Source organism: Deinococcus marmoris (genome assembly GCF_001949125.1).
GTDB lineage: Bacteria > Deinococcota > Deinococci > Deinococcales > Deinococcaceae > Deinococcus > Deinococcus marmoris_A.
The window spans coordinates 55,248-70,351 of record NZ_MSTI01000018.1 but is presented as its reverse complement, the minus strand read 5'-3'; the positions used below and the strand labels follow the sequence as shown (position 1 = coordinate 70,351).

At 64.7% G+C, this 15,104-nt stretch carries 10 protein-coding genes; 7 read left to right on the top strand and 3 right to left on the bottom strand.

The features are described 5' to 3' along the window. Positions 1 to 167: 167 nt before the first annotated feature. Both BOO71_RS02410 and BOO71_RS02405 read right to left on the bottom strand, forming a co-directional pair. Positions 168 to 1,325: a branched-chain amino acid ABC transporter substrate-binding protein gene (locus tag BOO71_RS02410; protein WP_075830386.1), complete on the bottom strand. Its 1,158-nt coding sequence runs from the start codon at positions 1,323 to 1,325 to the stop codon at positions 168 to 170. Between the two features lie 466 nt (positions 1,326 to 1,791). Continuing rightward, on the bottom strand, positions 1,792 to 3,150 hold the full coding sequence (locus BOO71_RS02405; protein WP_075830385.1) for a glutamine synthetase family protein: 1,359 nt from the start codon (positions 3,148 to 3,150) through the stop codon (positions 1,792 to 1,794). Between the two features lie 185 nt (positions 3,151 to 3,335). Between BOO71_RS02405 and BOO71_RS02400 the strand changes: the two genes are divergently transcribed. Together BOO71_RS02400 and BOO71_RS02395 are read left to right on the top strand one after the other, a co-directional pair. Further along, entirely contained in the window at positions 3,336 to 5,582 is a 2,247-nt protein-coding gene (locus BOO71_RS02400) for an ATP-binding cassette domain-containing protein (RefSeq protein ID WP_075830384.1), read from the top strand. A 272-nt stretch (positions 5,583 to 5,854) separates the two neighbouring features. Next, entirely contained in the window at positions 5,855 to 8,029 is a 2,175-nt protein-coding gene (locus BOO71_RS02395) for a glutamine synthetase III family protein (RefSeq protein ID WP_075830383.1), read from the top strand. 217 nt (positions 8,030 to 8,246) lie between these two features. Here the strand turns inward: BOO71_RS02395 and BOO71_RS02390 are convergent, their stop codons facing one another. After that, positions 8,247 to 9,287 carry an LLM class flavin-dependent oxidoreductase gene (locus tag BOO71_RS02390; RefSeq protein ID WP_075830382.1) on the bottom strand — a complete coding sequence of 347 codons (1,041 nt, stop codon included), beginning with the start codon at positions 9,285 to 9,287 and terminating at the stop codon, positions 8,247 to 8,249. A gap of 96 nt (positions 9,288 to 9,383) precedes the next feature. On the opposite strand from BOO71_RS02390, the gene BOO71_RS02385 reads away from it, so the two are divergent. The 5 genes from BOO71_RS02385 (at position 9,384) to BOO71_RS02365 (ending at position 15,092) form a co-directional block, all read left to right on the top strand. Next, positions 9,384 to 10,139, top strand: a complete 756-nt coding sequence (locus BOO71_RS02385) for an SDR family oxidoreductase (protein ID WP_075830381.1) — start codon at positions 9,384 to 9,386, stop codon at positions 10,137 to 10,139. Between the two features lie 95 nt (positions 10,140 to 10,234). Further along, the gene (gene glcF, locus BOO71_RS02380; RefSeq protein ID WP_075830380.1) at positions 10,235 to 11,512 is read left to right on the top strand and encodes a glycolate oxidase subunit GlcF; all 1,278 of its coding nucleotides are present in this window, start codon (positions 10,235 to 10,237) and stop codon (positions 11,510 to 11,512) included. Between the two features lie 91 nt (positions 11,513 to 11,603). After that, positions 11,604 to 13,028 (top strand): FAD-binding oxidoreductase, encoded by a 1,425-nt coding sequence (locus BOO71_RS02375; RefSeq protein ID WP_075830379.1) that lies wholly within the window; start codon positions 11,604 to 11,606, stop codon positions 13,026 to 13,028. A 90-nt stretch (positions 13,029 to 13,118) separates the two neighbouring features. After that, on the top strand, positions 13,119 to 13,772 hold the full coding sequence (locus BOO71_RS02370; protein ID WP_075830378.1) for an FAD-binding oxidoreductase: 654 nt from the start codon (positions 13,119 to 13,121) through the stop codon (positions 13,770 to 13,772). Between the two features lie 57 nt (positions 13,773 to 13,829). After that, positions 13,830 to 15,092, top strand: a complete 1,263-nt coding sequence (locus BOO71_RS02365; protein ID WP_075830377.1) for a lactate 2-monooxygenase — start codon at positions 13,830 to 13,832, stop codon at positions 15,090 to 15,092. The last annotated feature ends 12 nt before the right edge of the window (positions 15,093 to 15,104 follow it).

Sequence of the window (15,104 nt, the reverse complement as noted above, 5' to 3'; positions counted from 1 at the left end):
TCGGCTGCATTCTACTCTTGGGTGGGGCGCGGGTTGAATGTGGAATCACTTCCAGAACCTCCCTCTCGGTCCCCGATATCTCAAAAAGCTGGTACTGACAAGCAGTGTCTACAAAAAGAAGGGGGCCAGGCACGTAGCCCGGCCCCACGGTCAACAAGGAATGGGGTTCAGTTCTTGGGGGGCTTGACGGCCAGGCTGGTTTCCAGCGCGGCCTTACCGTCCGTGAGCTTGATCACGTACAGCGTGGCGGCCTTGCGGTCCCCGACGCTGTTGAAGCTGACTTCGCCCGAGAGCAGGCCCTTGTAGGTGCCCTTGCGGATGGTGTCCAGCACCTGCTTGCGGCTGGGGGCCTTGCCGCCGTTGGCGCGGGCGGCGTCCAGGATGCCCTGCAAGGTGACCTTGGCGGCGTCGTAACCGAAAGCGCCGAAGCCCTGGGCAGGGGTGTTGAAGGTCTTCTGGAAGTTGGCCGCAAAGGTCTTGGCGGCGGGCAGCGCTTCCAGCGGCGCGGCCACGGTGGTGTAGTAGACGTTGTTGGCTCCAGCCTTGCCGATGATCACGGGCAGTTCGCTGCTGTCCAGGCCGTCGCCGCCGACGACGGGGGTATCGATGCCCGCGCCGCGCAACTGCTTGATGAACACGCCGATCTGGTTGTAGATGCCGCCGAAGTAGATGGCGTCAGGCTTGGTCAGCTTGATCTTGGCGACGATGCTGGAAAAGTCGCTCTTTTCCTCGGTGCCTTCGTTGCCGGAGATGGTCACGCCCTTGGCTTTCAGGGCCTTCTCGACTTCGCCCGCCAGACCTTCGCCGTAGGCGGTCTTGTCGTTCAGGACGTAGACTTTCTTGGCTTTCAGGGTGTCGGTGATGAAGTTTGCGCCTGCCGGACCCTGCGAATCGTCGCGGGCCACGATGCGGTTCATGTTGGCCAGACCACGGTCGGTGACCTGGTTGGCGGTGTTGGCCGGGCTGACCATCACCAGGTTGCTGGGGGCCAGGGCGGCGCTGGCAGGAATCGCCACGCCGCTGTTCAGGGTGCCCACCACGGCCAGGATCTGGTTGTCGGCGGCAATCTTGCGGGCGGCAGCGGTGCCAGTCGCGGGATCGGCCTGATCGTCGTAGGGAACGAGTTGCAGGTTAAAGCCCGCCTTCTTGAACTGCGCGGCGTACTCGTTGACGGCCAGTTGCACGCCGTTGCGGATCTGGGTGCCCAGGTTGCTCTGGCCGCCGGACAGCGGGCTGATGCTGGCGATCTTGATGGTGGTCTGCGCGCTGGCGGTGCCAAGCGCCAATGCGGCAAGTACAGAAAGGCTCAATGCAGTCTTCTTCATAATTCCTCCGGGTATTGATGCGCCGCCGGACCCTGGGGCCTGGATGCGCTGTGGTTGCGATAGCAGGATTCTAGGGACGAATTAAGATGAAGTCAATGCGTCCCTCATCTCACCTTTGGAACGTCGGACTGGAACTGGCGTGCAAACCGGAGAATAATTGCGCCTTATGGCTCGATCTGAGCAATAAACGTGTATTTGGATCTGCCTGTGCGGTTCTTCACCCCACCGTCTTAATCAAGTTGGGGGTCCAATGGGGTGGGGATTGGGCTGGCCGATAGGGGGGAATGCCTGCCAGATGGCCTTAATGGCGGTGGGGCGCCTATTGCGCTCCAGTTCAGATGCGGACTGCCTAAGTGCAATCCTTCTACTGAGAAGCATCTACCGCTGTGCAGTGGCTGGCCCGATTAAAAACTCCGGCAGTGCGGAAAATGCCCCTGCTGTGGCAGGGGAGGGCACCCACCGCGCCTTACACCAGATCCAGATAGCGTTCCAGTTCCCAGGCATGCACGGCAGTGCTGTATTCGCGCCACTCGGCCCTTTTGGCGGCCACGAAATGATCCAGGACATGTTCCCCCAGTGCCTGTTTCAGCACCTCGTCCTTGCCCAGCTCATCGACGGCCTCACGCAGGTCGGTGGGCAGCTCCTTGACGCGGTGGTGGCGTTTCTCGCGCACGGTCATCCTGAAGATGTTGCGGGCAATCGCGGGCGGCGGCTCCAGCTCGCGCTCGATGCCGTCCAGGCCGGCGGCCAGCATCAGCGCCAGCGCCAGATACGGGTTGCAACTGGGGTCCGGCATCCGCAGCTCGGCGCGGGTGGAATTGCCGCGCTTGGCCGGAATGCGGACCAGAGCGCTGCGATTGCTGGTGCTCCAGGCGATGTTCACCGGGGCCTCGAAGCCCGGCACCAGCCGCTTGTAGCTGTTGACCAGCGGGTTGGTGATGGCGGTCATGCCCTCGGCGTGGTCCAGCAGCCCGGCGATAAAACCCTCGGCAATTTTCGAGAGGCCGTACTCGCCTTTTTCGTCGGCAAAGGCATTCTGGCCGCCCTTGAACAGGCTCAGGTGGCAGTGCATCCCGCTGCCGCTGACGCCTGCCAGTGGCTTGGGCAGAAAGCTGGCCAGCAGGCCGTATTCCAGCGCCACCCGCTTGACCACGAATTTAAAGGTGGCGATGCGGTCCGCCGTTTCCAGCGCCGGGGCGTAGCGGAAGTCGATCTCGTGCTGGCCGGGCGCGACTTCATGGTGCGCGGCCTCGATCTCGAAGCCCATCTCGACCAGTTTGTTGGCAATCTCGCGCCGGATGCGCTCGCCCTTGTCGATAGGAGCGAGGTCAAAATATCCGGCCCGGTCGTGCGTGACGGTGCTGCCCAGGCCAGCGGGCGTGCGCTCGAACAGGAAAAATTCCGGCTCGGTGCCGACGAACATCTCGTAGCCTTTCTCCTGTGCCCGCTCGATCTGGCGCTTGAGAACCAGCCGGGGATCGCCCTCGAATGGCGTGCCGTCCGGGAGGGTCACGTCGCAGATCAGCCGAGCCACCGCGCCGCGCTCGCCTTCTTCACGCGAAAACGGCGGGTAGATCAGGAACGTGCCCAGGTCCGGGCGCAGCAGCATGTCGGATTCCTCGACGCGCGTGAAGCCCTCCACGGCGCTGCCGTCGAAGGTCACGTCGCCGCTCAGGGCCTTTTCAAACTGCGAGGGCGGCACCTCCACGTTCTTGGTGGTGCCCAGAATATCGGTGAATTGCAGGCGCAGAAATTTGATCTGCCCGTCTCGCAGCCGCGAAAGAATCTCGGCCCGGTCAGGGGTGGGTGTGGGCGCTGGGGTCATGGGGTTCCCTCCAAAAGAACGGTGTCTCAGGGTAACGGCCCGGCAGCTCAAGGGGAAGGAGGGGCAACCTTCTGCGGCAATCTGGCGGCTGAACATGCTTGTGAAAATTAAGATTGGATGAACTTGTTGTGGAACCGTTTACACATAAATCTCAGACAGGCTGGAGGCATTCAGGAGGCCCACCCATGAGCCAGAACAGCACCCAGCGGCAGTACATCGAGGTCCACGGCGCACGCGAGAACAATCTTCAGGACGTTTCGATCAAGATTCCCAAAGGGCAGATCACTGTCTTTACTGGCGTCTCCGGCTCCGGCAAATCCTCGCTGGTGTTCGACACCATTGCTGCCGAGGCGCAGCGGCAGCTCAACGAAACGTTTACTGCCTTTGTGCAGGGCTTTCTGCCGCATTACGGGCAGCCGGACGTGGACCGTATCGAACACCTGAACGCGCCGATCATCATCGATCAGAAGCGGGTGGGCGGCGGCGCACGCTCCACGGCGGGAACGTACACCGACATCGCCGCGCCGCTGCGCCTGCTGTTCTCGCGCTTCGGCCAACCCTCCGCCGGGCCGGGCTTTCACTATTCCTTCAACACGCCGCAGGGGATGTGTTCCGAGTGCGAGGGCATCGGCAGGACCACGCAACTGGATCTGGACCGCCTGCTGGACCGCCGCCTGTCGCTGAACGGCGGGGCCATGCTGCATCCCGAATTCAAAGTGGGCAAGTGGGTCTGGAAGATCTACGCGCTTTCGGGGCTGTTCGACAACGACAAACCCGTGCAGGATTACACCGACGAGGAACTGCACCAACTGCTGTATGGCCGCGATCTGAAGGTGTCGCTGGGCGAGATCAACATGACCTACGAGGGCCTGATCGAGCGCTTCACTCGCATGTATCTCAGCAAGGACGCGGCGGCCATGTCCGAGCGCAACCGCAAGGTCTTCGAGGAGTTCACCACGTCCCAGATTTGCCCGCTGTGCCACGGCGCGCGGCTGAACGCGGCGGCGCTGGATAGCCGCATCGACGGCCTGAACATTGCCGAGGCGTCGAATCTGGAGATCGGCGCATTGATCGCCTTTCTGGGCCGAATGACCGATCCGCTGGCCGTGCGGGTGGCCGCCAGACTGACCGAACGCCTGCAACATTTGGTGGACATCGGCCTGGGCTACCTGAGCCTGGGGCGCGAGACGGCCACGCTGTCGGGGGGCGAATCGCAGCGCCTCAAGATGATCCGGCATCTGGGCAACAGCCTGACCGAGATGCTGTACATCCTCGACGAACCCAGCGTGGGCCTGCACGCCCGCGACGTGGCCCGCCTGACGGGGCTGCTCTTCAAACTGCGCGACAAGGGCAACACCGTGCTGGTGGTGGAGCATGACCCGGACGTGATCGCGGTGGCTGACCATGTCGTGGACATCGGGCCAGGAGCCGGGACACACGGCGGGCGGGTGATCTTTGAGGGCAGTTACGCTGATCTTCAGCACGCCGACACGTTGACCGGGAAATTCCTGAGTCAGCACCTGCCGATCAAGGAGAAGGTGCGGAAGGCAACCGGCCATCTGACTGTCAAGAACGCCAGCCTGCATAACCTCAAGAACGTGACCGTGGACATTCCAACCGGAGTGCTGACGGTGGTGACGGGCGTGGCGGGTTCGGGCAAGAGTTCGCTGATCAACGACGTGTTTCTGGCGCAGCACCCCGGCTCAATCGTGATCGATCAGTCCCGCGTGACCGCCAACAGTCGCTCGGCCCCAGCCACCTACACGGGCATCATGGACGACATCCGCAAGGCGTTTGCCAAAGCCAACGGCGTGAGCGCCTCGCTGTTCAGCTTTAACAGTGAGGGCAGTTGCCCCGAGTGCAACGGTCTGGGCGTCATTTACACCGATCTGGCCTTCATGGAGGGCATGACCTCCGTGTGCGAGGTCTGCGGGGGCAAACGCTTCAAGGAGGAAGTGCTGGCGTACCACCTGCGCGAAAAGTCCATTGCGGATGTGCTGGACATGACCGCAGAGGGCGCACTGGCCTTCTTCACCGAGAAGAAAGTGCGTGCGGTGTTGCAGGCCATGAACGATGTGGGGCTGGGCTACCTGAAACTGGGGCAGCCGCTCAGCACCGTGTCGGGCGGCGAGGGCCAGCGCCTCAAACTCGCCACCGAACTGCACAAGAAGGGCAGCGTCTACGTGATGGACGAACCCACCACCGGGCTGCATCTCTCGGACATCGGGATGCTGATGCGCCTGATTGACCGGCTGGTGGAGGGAGGCAACACCGTCCTGTTGATCGAACACCATCTGGACGTGATCCGGCAGGCCGACTGGATCATCGATCTGGGGCCGGAAGGGGGCAGTGCTGGCGGTGAGGTGCTGTACGAGGGGCCGCCGCAGAGCCTGAAAGACTGTGTGCGGAGTCTGACGGCGCAGTTCCTCTGATCCAAAATGAAACACGCACCGCCCACAAATTGCGAGATGTGACCTCTATTCTGAACAAACTGTCACTCCTACTGGGACAGATTGCAGAAGCCGTCCACTTCCAGATGCGTCTGTCCAGCTTTCCGTCCCACTTGTTCAGAGAAGTGCGTTGACCGACTTTCCGGCTTCCCTCTATACTCACCCCCGATGACAGGTCGGCGGTGGACGATTGCGGAGTCGGGGTGCGACCAGACTCCGTGCGCCGCCCCGTGCCTGCACCAGGGAGAGCGACTATGACTCAGACCGGCAACAACCAGGATTTCGATGTCAACTCGGCGGCCCGCAACTGGCGTGTGGAGGCCACCGCGCAGCCCACGCCCAGCGAACTGGTGACCGAGAAGTTCGCCAGCGACGTGCTGACCGTGGACCAGCTCAAGACCCGCATGAGCAAGAGCGCGTACAAGAGTTTGCAGGCCACCGCCGAGCGCGGCGAGACGCTGGACCCCAGCATCGCCGACACCGTGGCGCTGGCGATGAAGACCTGGGCGATGGAAATGGGCGCGACGCACTACACCCACTGGTTTCAGCCCCTGACCGGCGGCACCGCCGAAAAGCACGACTCGTTCCTGAACCCTGCCGGGGACGGCGTGGCGATCATGTCCTTCTCGGGCAAGGAGCTGATCCAGGCCGAGCCGGACGCCTCCAGCTTCCCGTCCGGGGGCCTGCGGGCCACCTTCGAGGCGCGCGGCTACACCGCCTGGGACCCCTCGTCACCGGCCTTTGTGGTCCGGCACGCCAACGGGGCGACGCTGTGCATCCCCAGCGTGTTCGCGTCCTGGAAGGGTGAGGCGCTGGACCTCAAGATTCCGCTGCTGCGCTCCATCGAGGCGCTGAACAAGGCGGTCACCCCGGCCCTCAAGCTGTTCGGCGCGTCGGAGGGCACCCGCGTGACCAGCAGCCTGGGCGCGGAGCAGGAATACTTCCTGATTGCCGAGGAGTACTACTACCGCCGCCCCGATCTGGTCATGAGCGGACGCACGCTGTTTGGCGCGAAGCCCCCGCGCGGGCAGGAACTGGAGGACCACTACTTCGGCGCGATCCCGGACCGCATCCTGAGCTTCATGACCGACGCCGAGATGCAACTGTACGCGCTGGGCATTCCGGTCAAGACCCGCCACAACGAGGTGGCTCCCGGTCAGTTCGAGGTGGCCCCGATCTTCGAGAACAGCAACATCGCCGCCGATCACCAGCAACTGATGATGCAGGTGCTGCGGACCACGGCGCGCAAGTACGGTCTGGTCTGCCTGATGCACGAGAAACCCTTTGCCGGAATCAACGGCAGCGGCAAGCACTGCAACTGGAGCATGGCCACCGACGCGGGCGAGAACCTGCTGGACCCCGGCGACACCCCCGACGAGAACATGCAGTTCCTGTTCTTCACCTCTGCCGTGTTAAAAGCCGTGGACGAGCATCAGGACCTGCTGCGTGCCTGCGTGGCAAGCGCCAGCAACGATCACCGTCTGGGCGCTGCCGAGGCTCCGCCCGCGATCATCAGCATCTTTTTGGGCAGCGAGCTGAGCGACATCTTTGAGCGCCTCGCCAGCGGGCAGGGCGGACGCGGCAAGGCGGCGGGCCTGATGGGCCTGGGCAGCCGCGTGCTGCCGGAAATCCCGATTCATGCCGGGGACCGCAACCGCACCAGCCCGTTTGCCTTCACGGGCAACAAGTTCGAGTTCCGCGCGGTGGGCAGCTCCCAGAGCATCTCCTTTCCCATTACCGTGATGAACGCCATCGTGGCCGACTCGGTGGGTGATCTGGTGGTGGACCTTCAGGCCAAACTGGACGGCGGCAAGAAGATGGACGCCGCCGTGGCCGAGATCGTGCGCGAAACCTACGCGGCCCACAAGCGCATCGTGTTCGACGGCGACGGCTACAGCGACGAGTGGCACCATGAAGCCGAACACGAGCGCGGCCTGCTGAATCTGCGAACGGCTCTGGACGCCGTGGAGCAGTTGCACAGCCCCAAGAACATCGAGCTGTTCGGCAAGCTGGAAATCCTGAATGACCGCGAGCTGGCGGCTCGTCAGGAAATCATGTACGACATCTACTTCAAGACCGTTAACATCGAGGGCGAGACCACCGAGTACATGGCCCAGCGTCAGATTCTCCCTGCTGCCCTGAGCTATCTGGCCGCCCTGAAGGACGTGCCGGACGGCAGCCGCGCCGCCGATGGCGTGAGCAGGGAAGTCAGCGAGGTCACGGATAAGCTCTACGACGCCCTGCAAGTCCTGCGCGAGCAGAACGCGGCGCAGGGCGGCGAGGAAGTCCACGAAAAGGCCCATCACATGCGCGATCAGGTCTTGCCTGCCATGAACGAGGTTCGCGCCGCTGCCGACAAGCTGGAGAACCTGATCGACTTCAAGCTGTGGCCGCTGCCCACCTACCGCCAGATGCTGTTCGTGAAGTAATACGGATTCCGTTTGTTTCGTGCAGGAATCGGAACAGCGCCGATCCCTCCACTCCACGCCCGGAACCCGTTTTTCTCCCTCTCGCTCCGCTCAGATTTTCAGGTGTTTTCAACACCTTTCAATCGGAGTCCGTATAAAGCTTCCCAAATTCAATCCCCCGTCCTGATGTGGGCGGGGGATTTTTCATGGTTGATAGGGGGCAGAGTGGGCTGTTCGGTCAGTCCGCTGCCACTGCTACACCCTCGCGCATGGCTTCCATGACCAGCGCGTAGGAACGCCGCCGCGCTGCCGGATCGTGGGTCATGGTGGTCAGGATCAGTTCGTCGGCCCCAACGTCGTCGGCCAGACGGTGCAGGCGGGCGGCCACCTCTGCCGGATCGCCCACGATGGCGCGGGCGCGGGACGCTTCGGCCACCGCGCGTTCCTGTGGGGTGTAAGGATAATCACGGGCTTCCTGCACGCTGGGGAAGGAGGCCACCTCGCCGCGTGTCAGGCGCAGGAACATCAGGCCCAGGGGCAGGCTCAGTTCCTCGGCCTCGGCATGGGTGGGGGCGCAGATCACGTTGGCAGCCACGATCACCTGGGGTTTTGGGAAGGTGGCCGACGGCTGGAACGCCGCACGGTATGCCTGGACTGCTGCTGCCGCCCCCGCCGTATCGGGATTGATGTGCCACGCGAAGGCCAGCCCCGCGCCGATCTGCGCCGCCACATGCGCGCCGTAGCCGCTGCTGGACAGGAGCCACAGTGGCGGGAACAGGCCATCCCCCGCAGGGGCCGCCACCGTTCCCGCGAAGGGATGGCCTGCCGGGAAGTTGCCTGTGCCAAACGCCATCAGCTCCGAGAGTTGCCTTTCAAAGGATTCCTCCATCAACCCAGATGCGCCCCGGAGCGCTCTGGCGGTGCGGCCATCCGTTCCTGGCGCACGGCCCAATCCCAGGTCCACCCGGTCCGGGGCCAGCGCCGAAAGCAGGCGGTAGCCCTCGGCCACGGCCAGTGGCGCGTGGTTGGGCAGCATCACGCCGCCGGACCCCAGCCGAATGCGCCGGGTCACCTGCGAGGCTGCCGCTAAGACCGCCAGTGGCACGGACGAGGCCACCGCGCCCATGTTGTGGTGTTCGGCCACCCAGTAGCGTTCGTAACCCAGGTCCTCGGCGTGTTGTGCCAGCCGCAGGGATTCGCGCAATGCCGTGGTGGCGTCCGAACCAGAGGGAATCGGCACCAGATCAAGGACAGAGAGGGGCAGGGGAGAGGAGTTCATACCTCCCAGTCTGCGCCTTCCTGATGCTTTATATCTTGAAGTGATTCACAAACCGTCTTAAGCTGGCTTGAATGCTGGGGGCGGCACAATGGCGGTATGTCTTCTTCCGAACAGCCATCGGCGCACTTTGATTTCTCTGGCCGCCGCGCGCTGGTCACGGGCGCAGGCAAGGGCATTGGCCGCGAAATCGTGGCGTTGCTGTCGGCGTGCGGCGCGCAGGTGGTGGCCATCAGCCGGGATGCGGGCGATCTGGACAGTCTGCGCGGGGAAACCGGCTGCGAGGTCATTGCCGCCGATCTGGCGGACGCGAATGCCGCCCGGCAGGCTGCCGAACAGGCCGGGCCAGTTGATCTGCTGGTGAACAACGCGGGTATCTCTATCCTGCAATCTTTTCTGGACACCACGCCGGAAGCTTTTGACCAGACGCAGGCGGTCAACGTTCGCGCGGCCATGATCGTGGGGCAGGTGGTGGCGCGCGGATTGATCGGGCGTGGGGCGGCAGGGGCAATCGTCAATGTGTCCAGCCAGTCGTCTTCCGTGGGCCTGCCCAACCACGCTGCCTACTGCGCTTCCAAGGGGGCACTGGACCAACTGACCCGCGTGATGGCGGTGGAACTGGGGCCACAGGGCATCCGCGTGAACGCCGTGAATCCCACCGTGACCCTGACGCCGATGGGCGCGATGGCCTGGGGTGACCCGGCGAAAAGTGCCCCGATGCTGGCCCGTATTCCGCTGGGCCGTTTTGCCCAGCCGCGCGACGTGGCGCAGGCGGTGGCCTACCTCCTGAGCGACGCGGCGGGCATGGTCAACGGGGTGATGCTGCCGGTGGACGGGGGATTTCTGAGCAATTGAGGGGCATCGTTCGGCCTCCCCTCTAGCCCTTTCGCGTTCTGTATGACCTTCGCCCCCAGCCCATGCCTCTATGCTGTGCCCGTGAGGCAATTCCGGTGAACAACGAGATTCCCGTGCAGGCGCTGGGGCCGCAGGGCGAGGTGATGGCGCACGCCGTGGACGCCTGCGTGCATTGCGGCTTCTGTCTGCCCGCCTGCCCCACCTACGCGCTGCTGGGCGACGAGATGGACAGCCCACGCGGGCGCATCGTGCTGATGAAGGAGGTGCTGGAGGGCGGTCTGGACCTGCTGGACGCCGCGCCGCATCTGGACCGCTGCCTGGGCTGTCAGGCGTGCGTGACCGCCTGCCCCAGCGGCGTGCCCTACGGCGAACTGATCACCAGTTTTCGCGGCTGGAGCGAGCCGCAGCGCCAGCGCTCGCCGCTGGACAGGGCCAAGCGTTACGCCATTCTCAAGGCGCTGCCCGCCCCAAAGCTGTTCAGTGTGGCTGCTCGCGTCGGTCAGTACGCCAAGCCGCTTGCGCCCGTGCTGCCCGCCGCGTTGCGTGGACCGCTGGACCTGCTGCCCGAACACGTTCCCGCCATGCAGCCTAGCCCCAGGGTCACGCCCGCGCAGGGCCAGCGCCGGGGCCGGGTGGCCTTTCTGACCGGCTGCGCCCAGCAGGCCCTCGCGCCCAACTTCAACGCCGCCACCCTGCGCGTGCTGGCCCGCAACGGGATTGAAGTCGTGATTCCAGATGGCCAGGGTTGTTGTGGGGCCGCCGCGCTCCACACCGGGGCGCGGGATGAGGCGTTGCGGCTGGTCCGCGCCAATCTGGATGCCTTCAACCCCGACGATTACGACGCCATCCTCTCCAACGCGGCGGGCTGCGGTGCGGGCCTCAAGGAATATCCGATCATCCTGCACGGCCTGCACGACGAGGGGCGGGCGAAAGCCTTCTCCGCCAAAGTGCAGGACATCAGCGAGTATCTGGGAGCGCTGGCGCGGGAGGAGGGGCTGGAACCGTTCATGCCCGCCTCGCGCCCCCTCAAAATCGCGTACCACGACGCCTGCCATCTGGCCCACGCGCAGAAGGTCCGCTCTGCGCCGCGCGAACTGCTGCGAATGATTCCTGGCGTGAGCATCGTGGAAATTCCCGAGGGTGACCTGTGCTGCGGCTCGGCAGGGACGTACAATCTGGAACAACCTGAACTAGCTGGGCAACTGGGCGCACGCAAGGCCGGACACATCCTGTCCACCACGCCGGACCTGATCGCCAGCGGCAACATCGGCTGCCACACCCAGATTCAGAGCCATGTGCGCCGTCAGGGCAGCCCGGTTCCGGTGATGCACACGGTGGAAGTGCTGGATCTGGCGTACCGGGGGGAATTGTGAAAGGTCTAAGGGTCAAAGAGTCTAGGGGTCCAAGGAGGGCGGTTCTTAGACCTTTAGGCCCTCAGACTCTTAGACGCGCCGGAGGCGCAGCATGACGGTAGAGAAACTGGCCCTGACCACCACCTCCCCCGCACGTAAACCCAGATCGGAAGGCGGGGCCGACAACGCCCTGGTCGCCGAACTCACCCGCCTGCTGGGGCCAAAGAAAGTGCTGTTCAGTTTTGCCGAGCGACTGAGTTACCGTTTTGACGCGATTCAGTTCGGGGTTACGCCTTTGGCAGTGGTGTTGCCCGAAGGCACCGAAGATGTCATCGCCACGGTTAAGGCGGCGAGGCGGGCGGGCGTGAGCATCGTCGGACGCGGGGCGGCCAGTGGCCTGAGCGGCGGCGCAGCCCCCATGCAGCCTAGTGTGGTGATCTCGTTCACCCGTATGACCGATCTTCAGATTTTCCCCGAACGCCGTGAGGCCATTGCCCAGCCCGGCGTAATTACTCTGGCTGTGACCGATGCGGCCAGACCCCACGGCCTGATCTACCCGCCGGACCCGGCATCTTTCCGCACCAGCACGATTGGCGGCAACCTGGGCGAGAACGCGGGTGGCCCGCTGTGCTTCAAATACGGTGTGACCGGCGATTACGTGACCGCGCTGGACTTTGTGGATGCAGAGGGCGAACTCCATACCCTCAAGCGGGATGCCTACGATCTGGCGGGTCTGCTGATCGGCTCGGAGGGCACGCTGGGCCTGATCACCTCCGCCACCCTGCGCCTGACGCCCCCGCCGAAGTTTACCCGCACGCTGATGGCCCACTTTGCCGAAGTCGGGCAGGCTGCCGAGGCCGTGAGTGCCGCGATTGCCGCCGGGGCCGTGCCAGGGAAGCTGGAATTCATGGATCAGGCGTGTACGAATGCCGTGGAGGACTACCTGAATCTGGGCCTCCCGCGCGACGCTGGGGCGGTGCTGTTGGTGGACACCGACGGCGACGATCTGGACACCGTGGAAGAGGAACGTGCATTGGTGGAAGCGGCCTGTCTGGAAGCTGGCGGCCAAGTGCGTCGCGCCGAGGGCGAGGCCGAGGCCGCCGCGCTGTGGCAGGCCCGCCGCAGCGTTTCGCCCGCGCTGGGCCGCATTCGCCCGCAGCGCATGAACGAGGACATCGTGGTGCCGCGCAGCGTGCTGCCCGAGGTGGTGCGCCAGATTCGCGCGCTGGGCGATGCCAGCGGCTTCAAGCTGGTGCAGTTTGGTCATATCGGGGATGGCAACCTGCACCCGAATATCCTGTTCGATCCCCGCAAGGAATCGGAAGAAGCCGTCCATGCGCTGGCCCACGAGATCGCCCTCGTCGCCCTGCGACACGGCGGCGTCCTCAGCGGCGAACACGGCATCGGCACCATGAAACGCGCCTTTATGCGGGATGCGGTGGACGCTGAAACCATGACCGCCCTGCGAAATGTCAAACGTGCGCTGGACCCGTCGGGCGCTTTGAACCCAGGCAAGATTCTGCCGGAGGAAGCGTGAGGGTTGATAGTAGATGGTTGATGGCTGATGGACAAAAGCAGTTCTCCATCAACTTTCAACCTTCACCCATCGACGCTCCAGAGGAGCAGCATGCTTGAGATCTCTCCCGGCGATCAGACCCTGATCGTTTCCAGCGAAGTCGGGCTGCTGGAGGTTTACGCGGCGCTGCCCGCTGGCCTCTACCCGCCATTTCCCCCGGTGGAATTGCCCGGCGGCGTCGGCGGTCTGGTCTCGCGTGGTGGCTTCGGCCAGACTTTCTTCTTCGGGGCAGAGGTGCTGGGCGTGAATTTTCGTGCGCCGTCCGGGCGGGTGGTGCGGGCAGGCGGGCGAACCGTCAAGAACGTGCAGGGCTATGACCTGACCCGCCCCTTTGTGGGGAGCTTCGGTGCGCTGGGCGAGGCGCTGGAAATCACACTGCGCCTGCGCCCCGGCCTGAGCGCCCGCCACATTTCGGCCTCCGGCTCGCTGGATGACTTGCCCGATTTATCCGCCCGTTTCGCCTGGGAAGTGGACGGGCAGGTTCACCTGATGCACTTCGGGCATGGGAGGCAGGTGGACCGTGCGCTGGATGTGTTGTCTGACGCGGTGGAAATCACCGAACCCGTGGACCTGACCCCGCATTTTCCCGGTGGCATGGGCGTGGGCGCAGGCGGCAGCGTCAAGGACCGCCGCTTCGGCTGGGTGGATGGTGGGGCCGTGCCGCCTGTGCCAGAGCTGTTCGCGCGGGTGGCGGCGAGTCTGTGAGGACTGTTTAACCGCTTGGCAGGTTGATCCACGGCCCCCACCCACTACACTCCACCCATGTCACAACCCAAATCTTCCGGCCCCGGTCCTGGCCGCAGCCGTCAGACGCAGATTTTCGTGGACGGGCTGGGCGGCACGCGCCCTCTGGTTCCGGTGGACCCCGAAGGTCTGCGAAAGGCCGCGCGGCGCAAGCTGGACGCCCCGGCTTTTGCATATCTGGCAGGGGGTGCGGGGATGGAACGCACCATGCAGGCCAATCTGGACGCCTTCTCGGGCGTAAAGTTGCTGCCCCGCCGTCTGTGCGGTTCGGCGTCGCGGGACCTGAGCGTGGAACTGTTCGGGCACACCTACCCCGCGCCCGTGCTGCTGGCCCCATTGGGCGTGCTGGAACTGGCGCACGCGGAGGCCGATCTGGCGGTGGGCCGTGCCGCCGCCGCGCTGGGCGTGCCGTTCATCTTTTCCTCCCAGGCGTCCGAGCCGATGGAGGATGTGGCCGCCGCGATGGGCGACTCGCCACGCTGGTTCCAGTTGTACTGGGGGACCGACGAGGAAGTCACACGCTCTTTCGTGCGCCGGGTGGAGGCGTGCGGCGCGCAGGCCATCGTCCTGACGCTGGACACCACGCTGCTGGGCTGGCGGCCCCGCGATCTGGACCTGGGCAACCTGCCGTTTCTGCGCGGGCAGGGACTGGCGCAGTACCTGACGGACGCGCACTTTCGCTCCCGCCTGGATACCGTGCAACTGCCCGCTGGCACGCCCCGCCCCTCGCCCGCGCTGCTGAAAACGGCGGCCAGCCTCGCCGCGCATGGCCGCAAATTCGGCCTCTCACTGGCGCAGATGCGGACGGCGGCGGCCCACTTCACCGCCAGCTACACCCGCCCCGATTTGCAGTGGGATGACCTCTCGCGGCTACGGGAATGGACCACCCTGCCCATTCTCCTCAAGGGCATCCTGCACCCCGACGACGCCCGTGAGGCCGCCCAGCGCGGCATGGACGGAATCATCGTCAGCAACCACGGGGGCCGCCAGATCGACGGCGAGGTGGGCAGCCTGACCATGCTCCCGCGCGTGGTGGAGGCTGCGGGCGATTTGCCCGTGCTGCTCGACAGCGGTGTTCGCACGGGCGCGGATGTGGCCAAGGCGATGGCGCTGGGCGCGCGGGCCGTGCTGCTGGGCCGCCCCTATGCCTACGGGCTGGCCCTGGCCGGACAGGCGGGCGTGCAGGAGGTCATCCGCAACGTGGTGGCTGAATTTGACCTGACGCTGGGCCTGCTGGGGGCGCACTCGGCGCGGGAGCTGGGGCCGCAGCATCTGGCATGAGGCATCCAGGCA

Excerpts from the sequence above, each read along its gene's own strand:
- BOO71_RS02390 (WP_075830382.1), bottom strand. The coding sequence starts at position 9,287 with ATGAACTCCTCTCCCCTGCCCCTCTCTGTCCTTGATCTGGTGCCGATT.
- BOO71_RS02400 (WP_075830384.1), top strand. The coding sequence starts at position 3,336 with ATGAGCCAGAACAGCACCCAGCGGCAGTACATCGAGGTCCACGGCGCA.
- BOO71_RS02395 (WP_075830383.1), top strand. The coding sequence starts at position 5,855 with ATGACTCAGACCGGCAACAACCAGGATTTCGATGTCAACTCGGCGGCC.
- BOO71_RS02410 (WP_075830386.1), bottom strand. The coding sequence starts at position 1,325 with ATGAAGAAGACTGCATTGAGCCTTTCTGTACTTGCCGCATTGGCGCTT.
- BOO71_RS02405 (WP_075830385.1), bottom strand. The coding sequence starts at position 3,150 with ATGACCCCAGCGCCCACACCCACCCCTGACCGGGCCGAGATTCTTTCG.
- BOO71_RS02385 (WP_075830381.1), top strand. The coding sequence starts at position 9,384 with ATGTCTTCTTCCGAACAGCCATCGGCGCACTTTGATTTCTCTGGCCGC.
- BOO71_RS02370 (WP_075830378.1), top strand. The coding sequence starts at position 13,119 with ATGCTTGAGATCTCTCCCGGCGATCAGACCCTGATCGTTTCCAGCGAA.
- BOO71_RS02365 (WP_075830377.1), top strand. The coding sequence starts at position 13,830 with ATGTCACAACCCAAATCTTCCGGCCCCGGTCCTGGCCGCAGCCGTCAG.
- BOO71_RS02375 (WP_075830379.1), top strand. The coding sequence starts at position 11,604 with ATGACGGTAGAGAAACTGGCCCTGACCACCACCTCCCCCGCACGTAAA.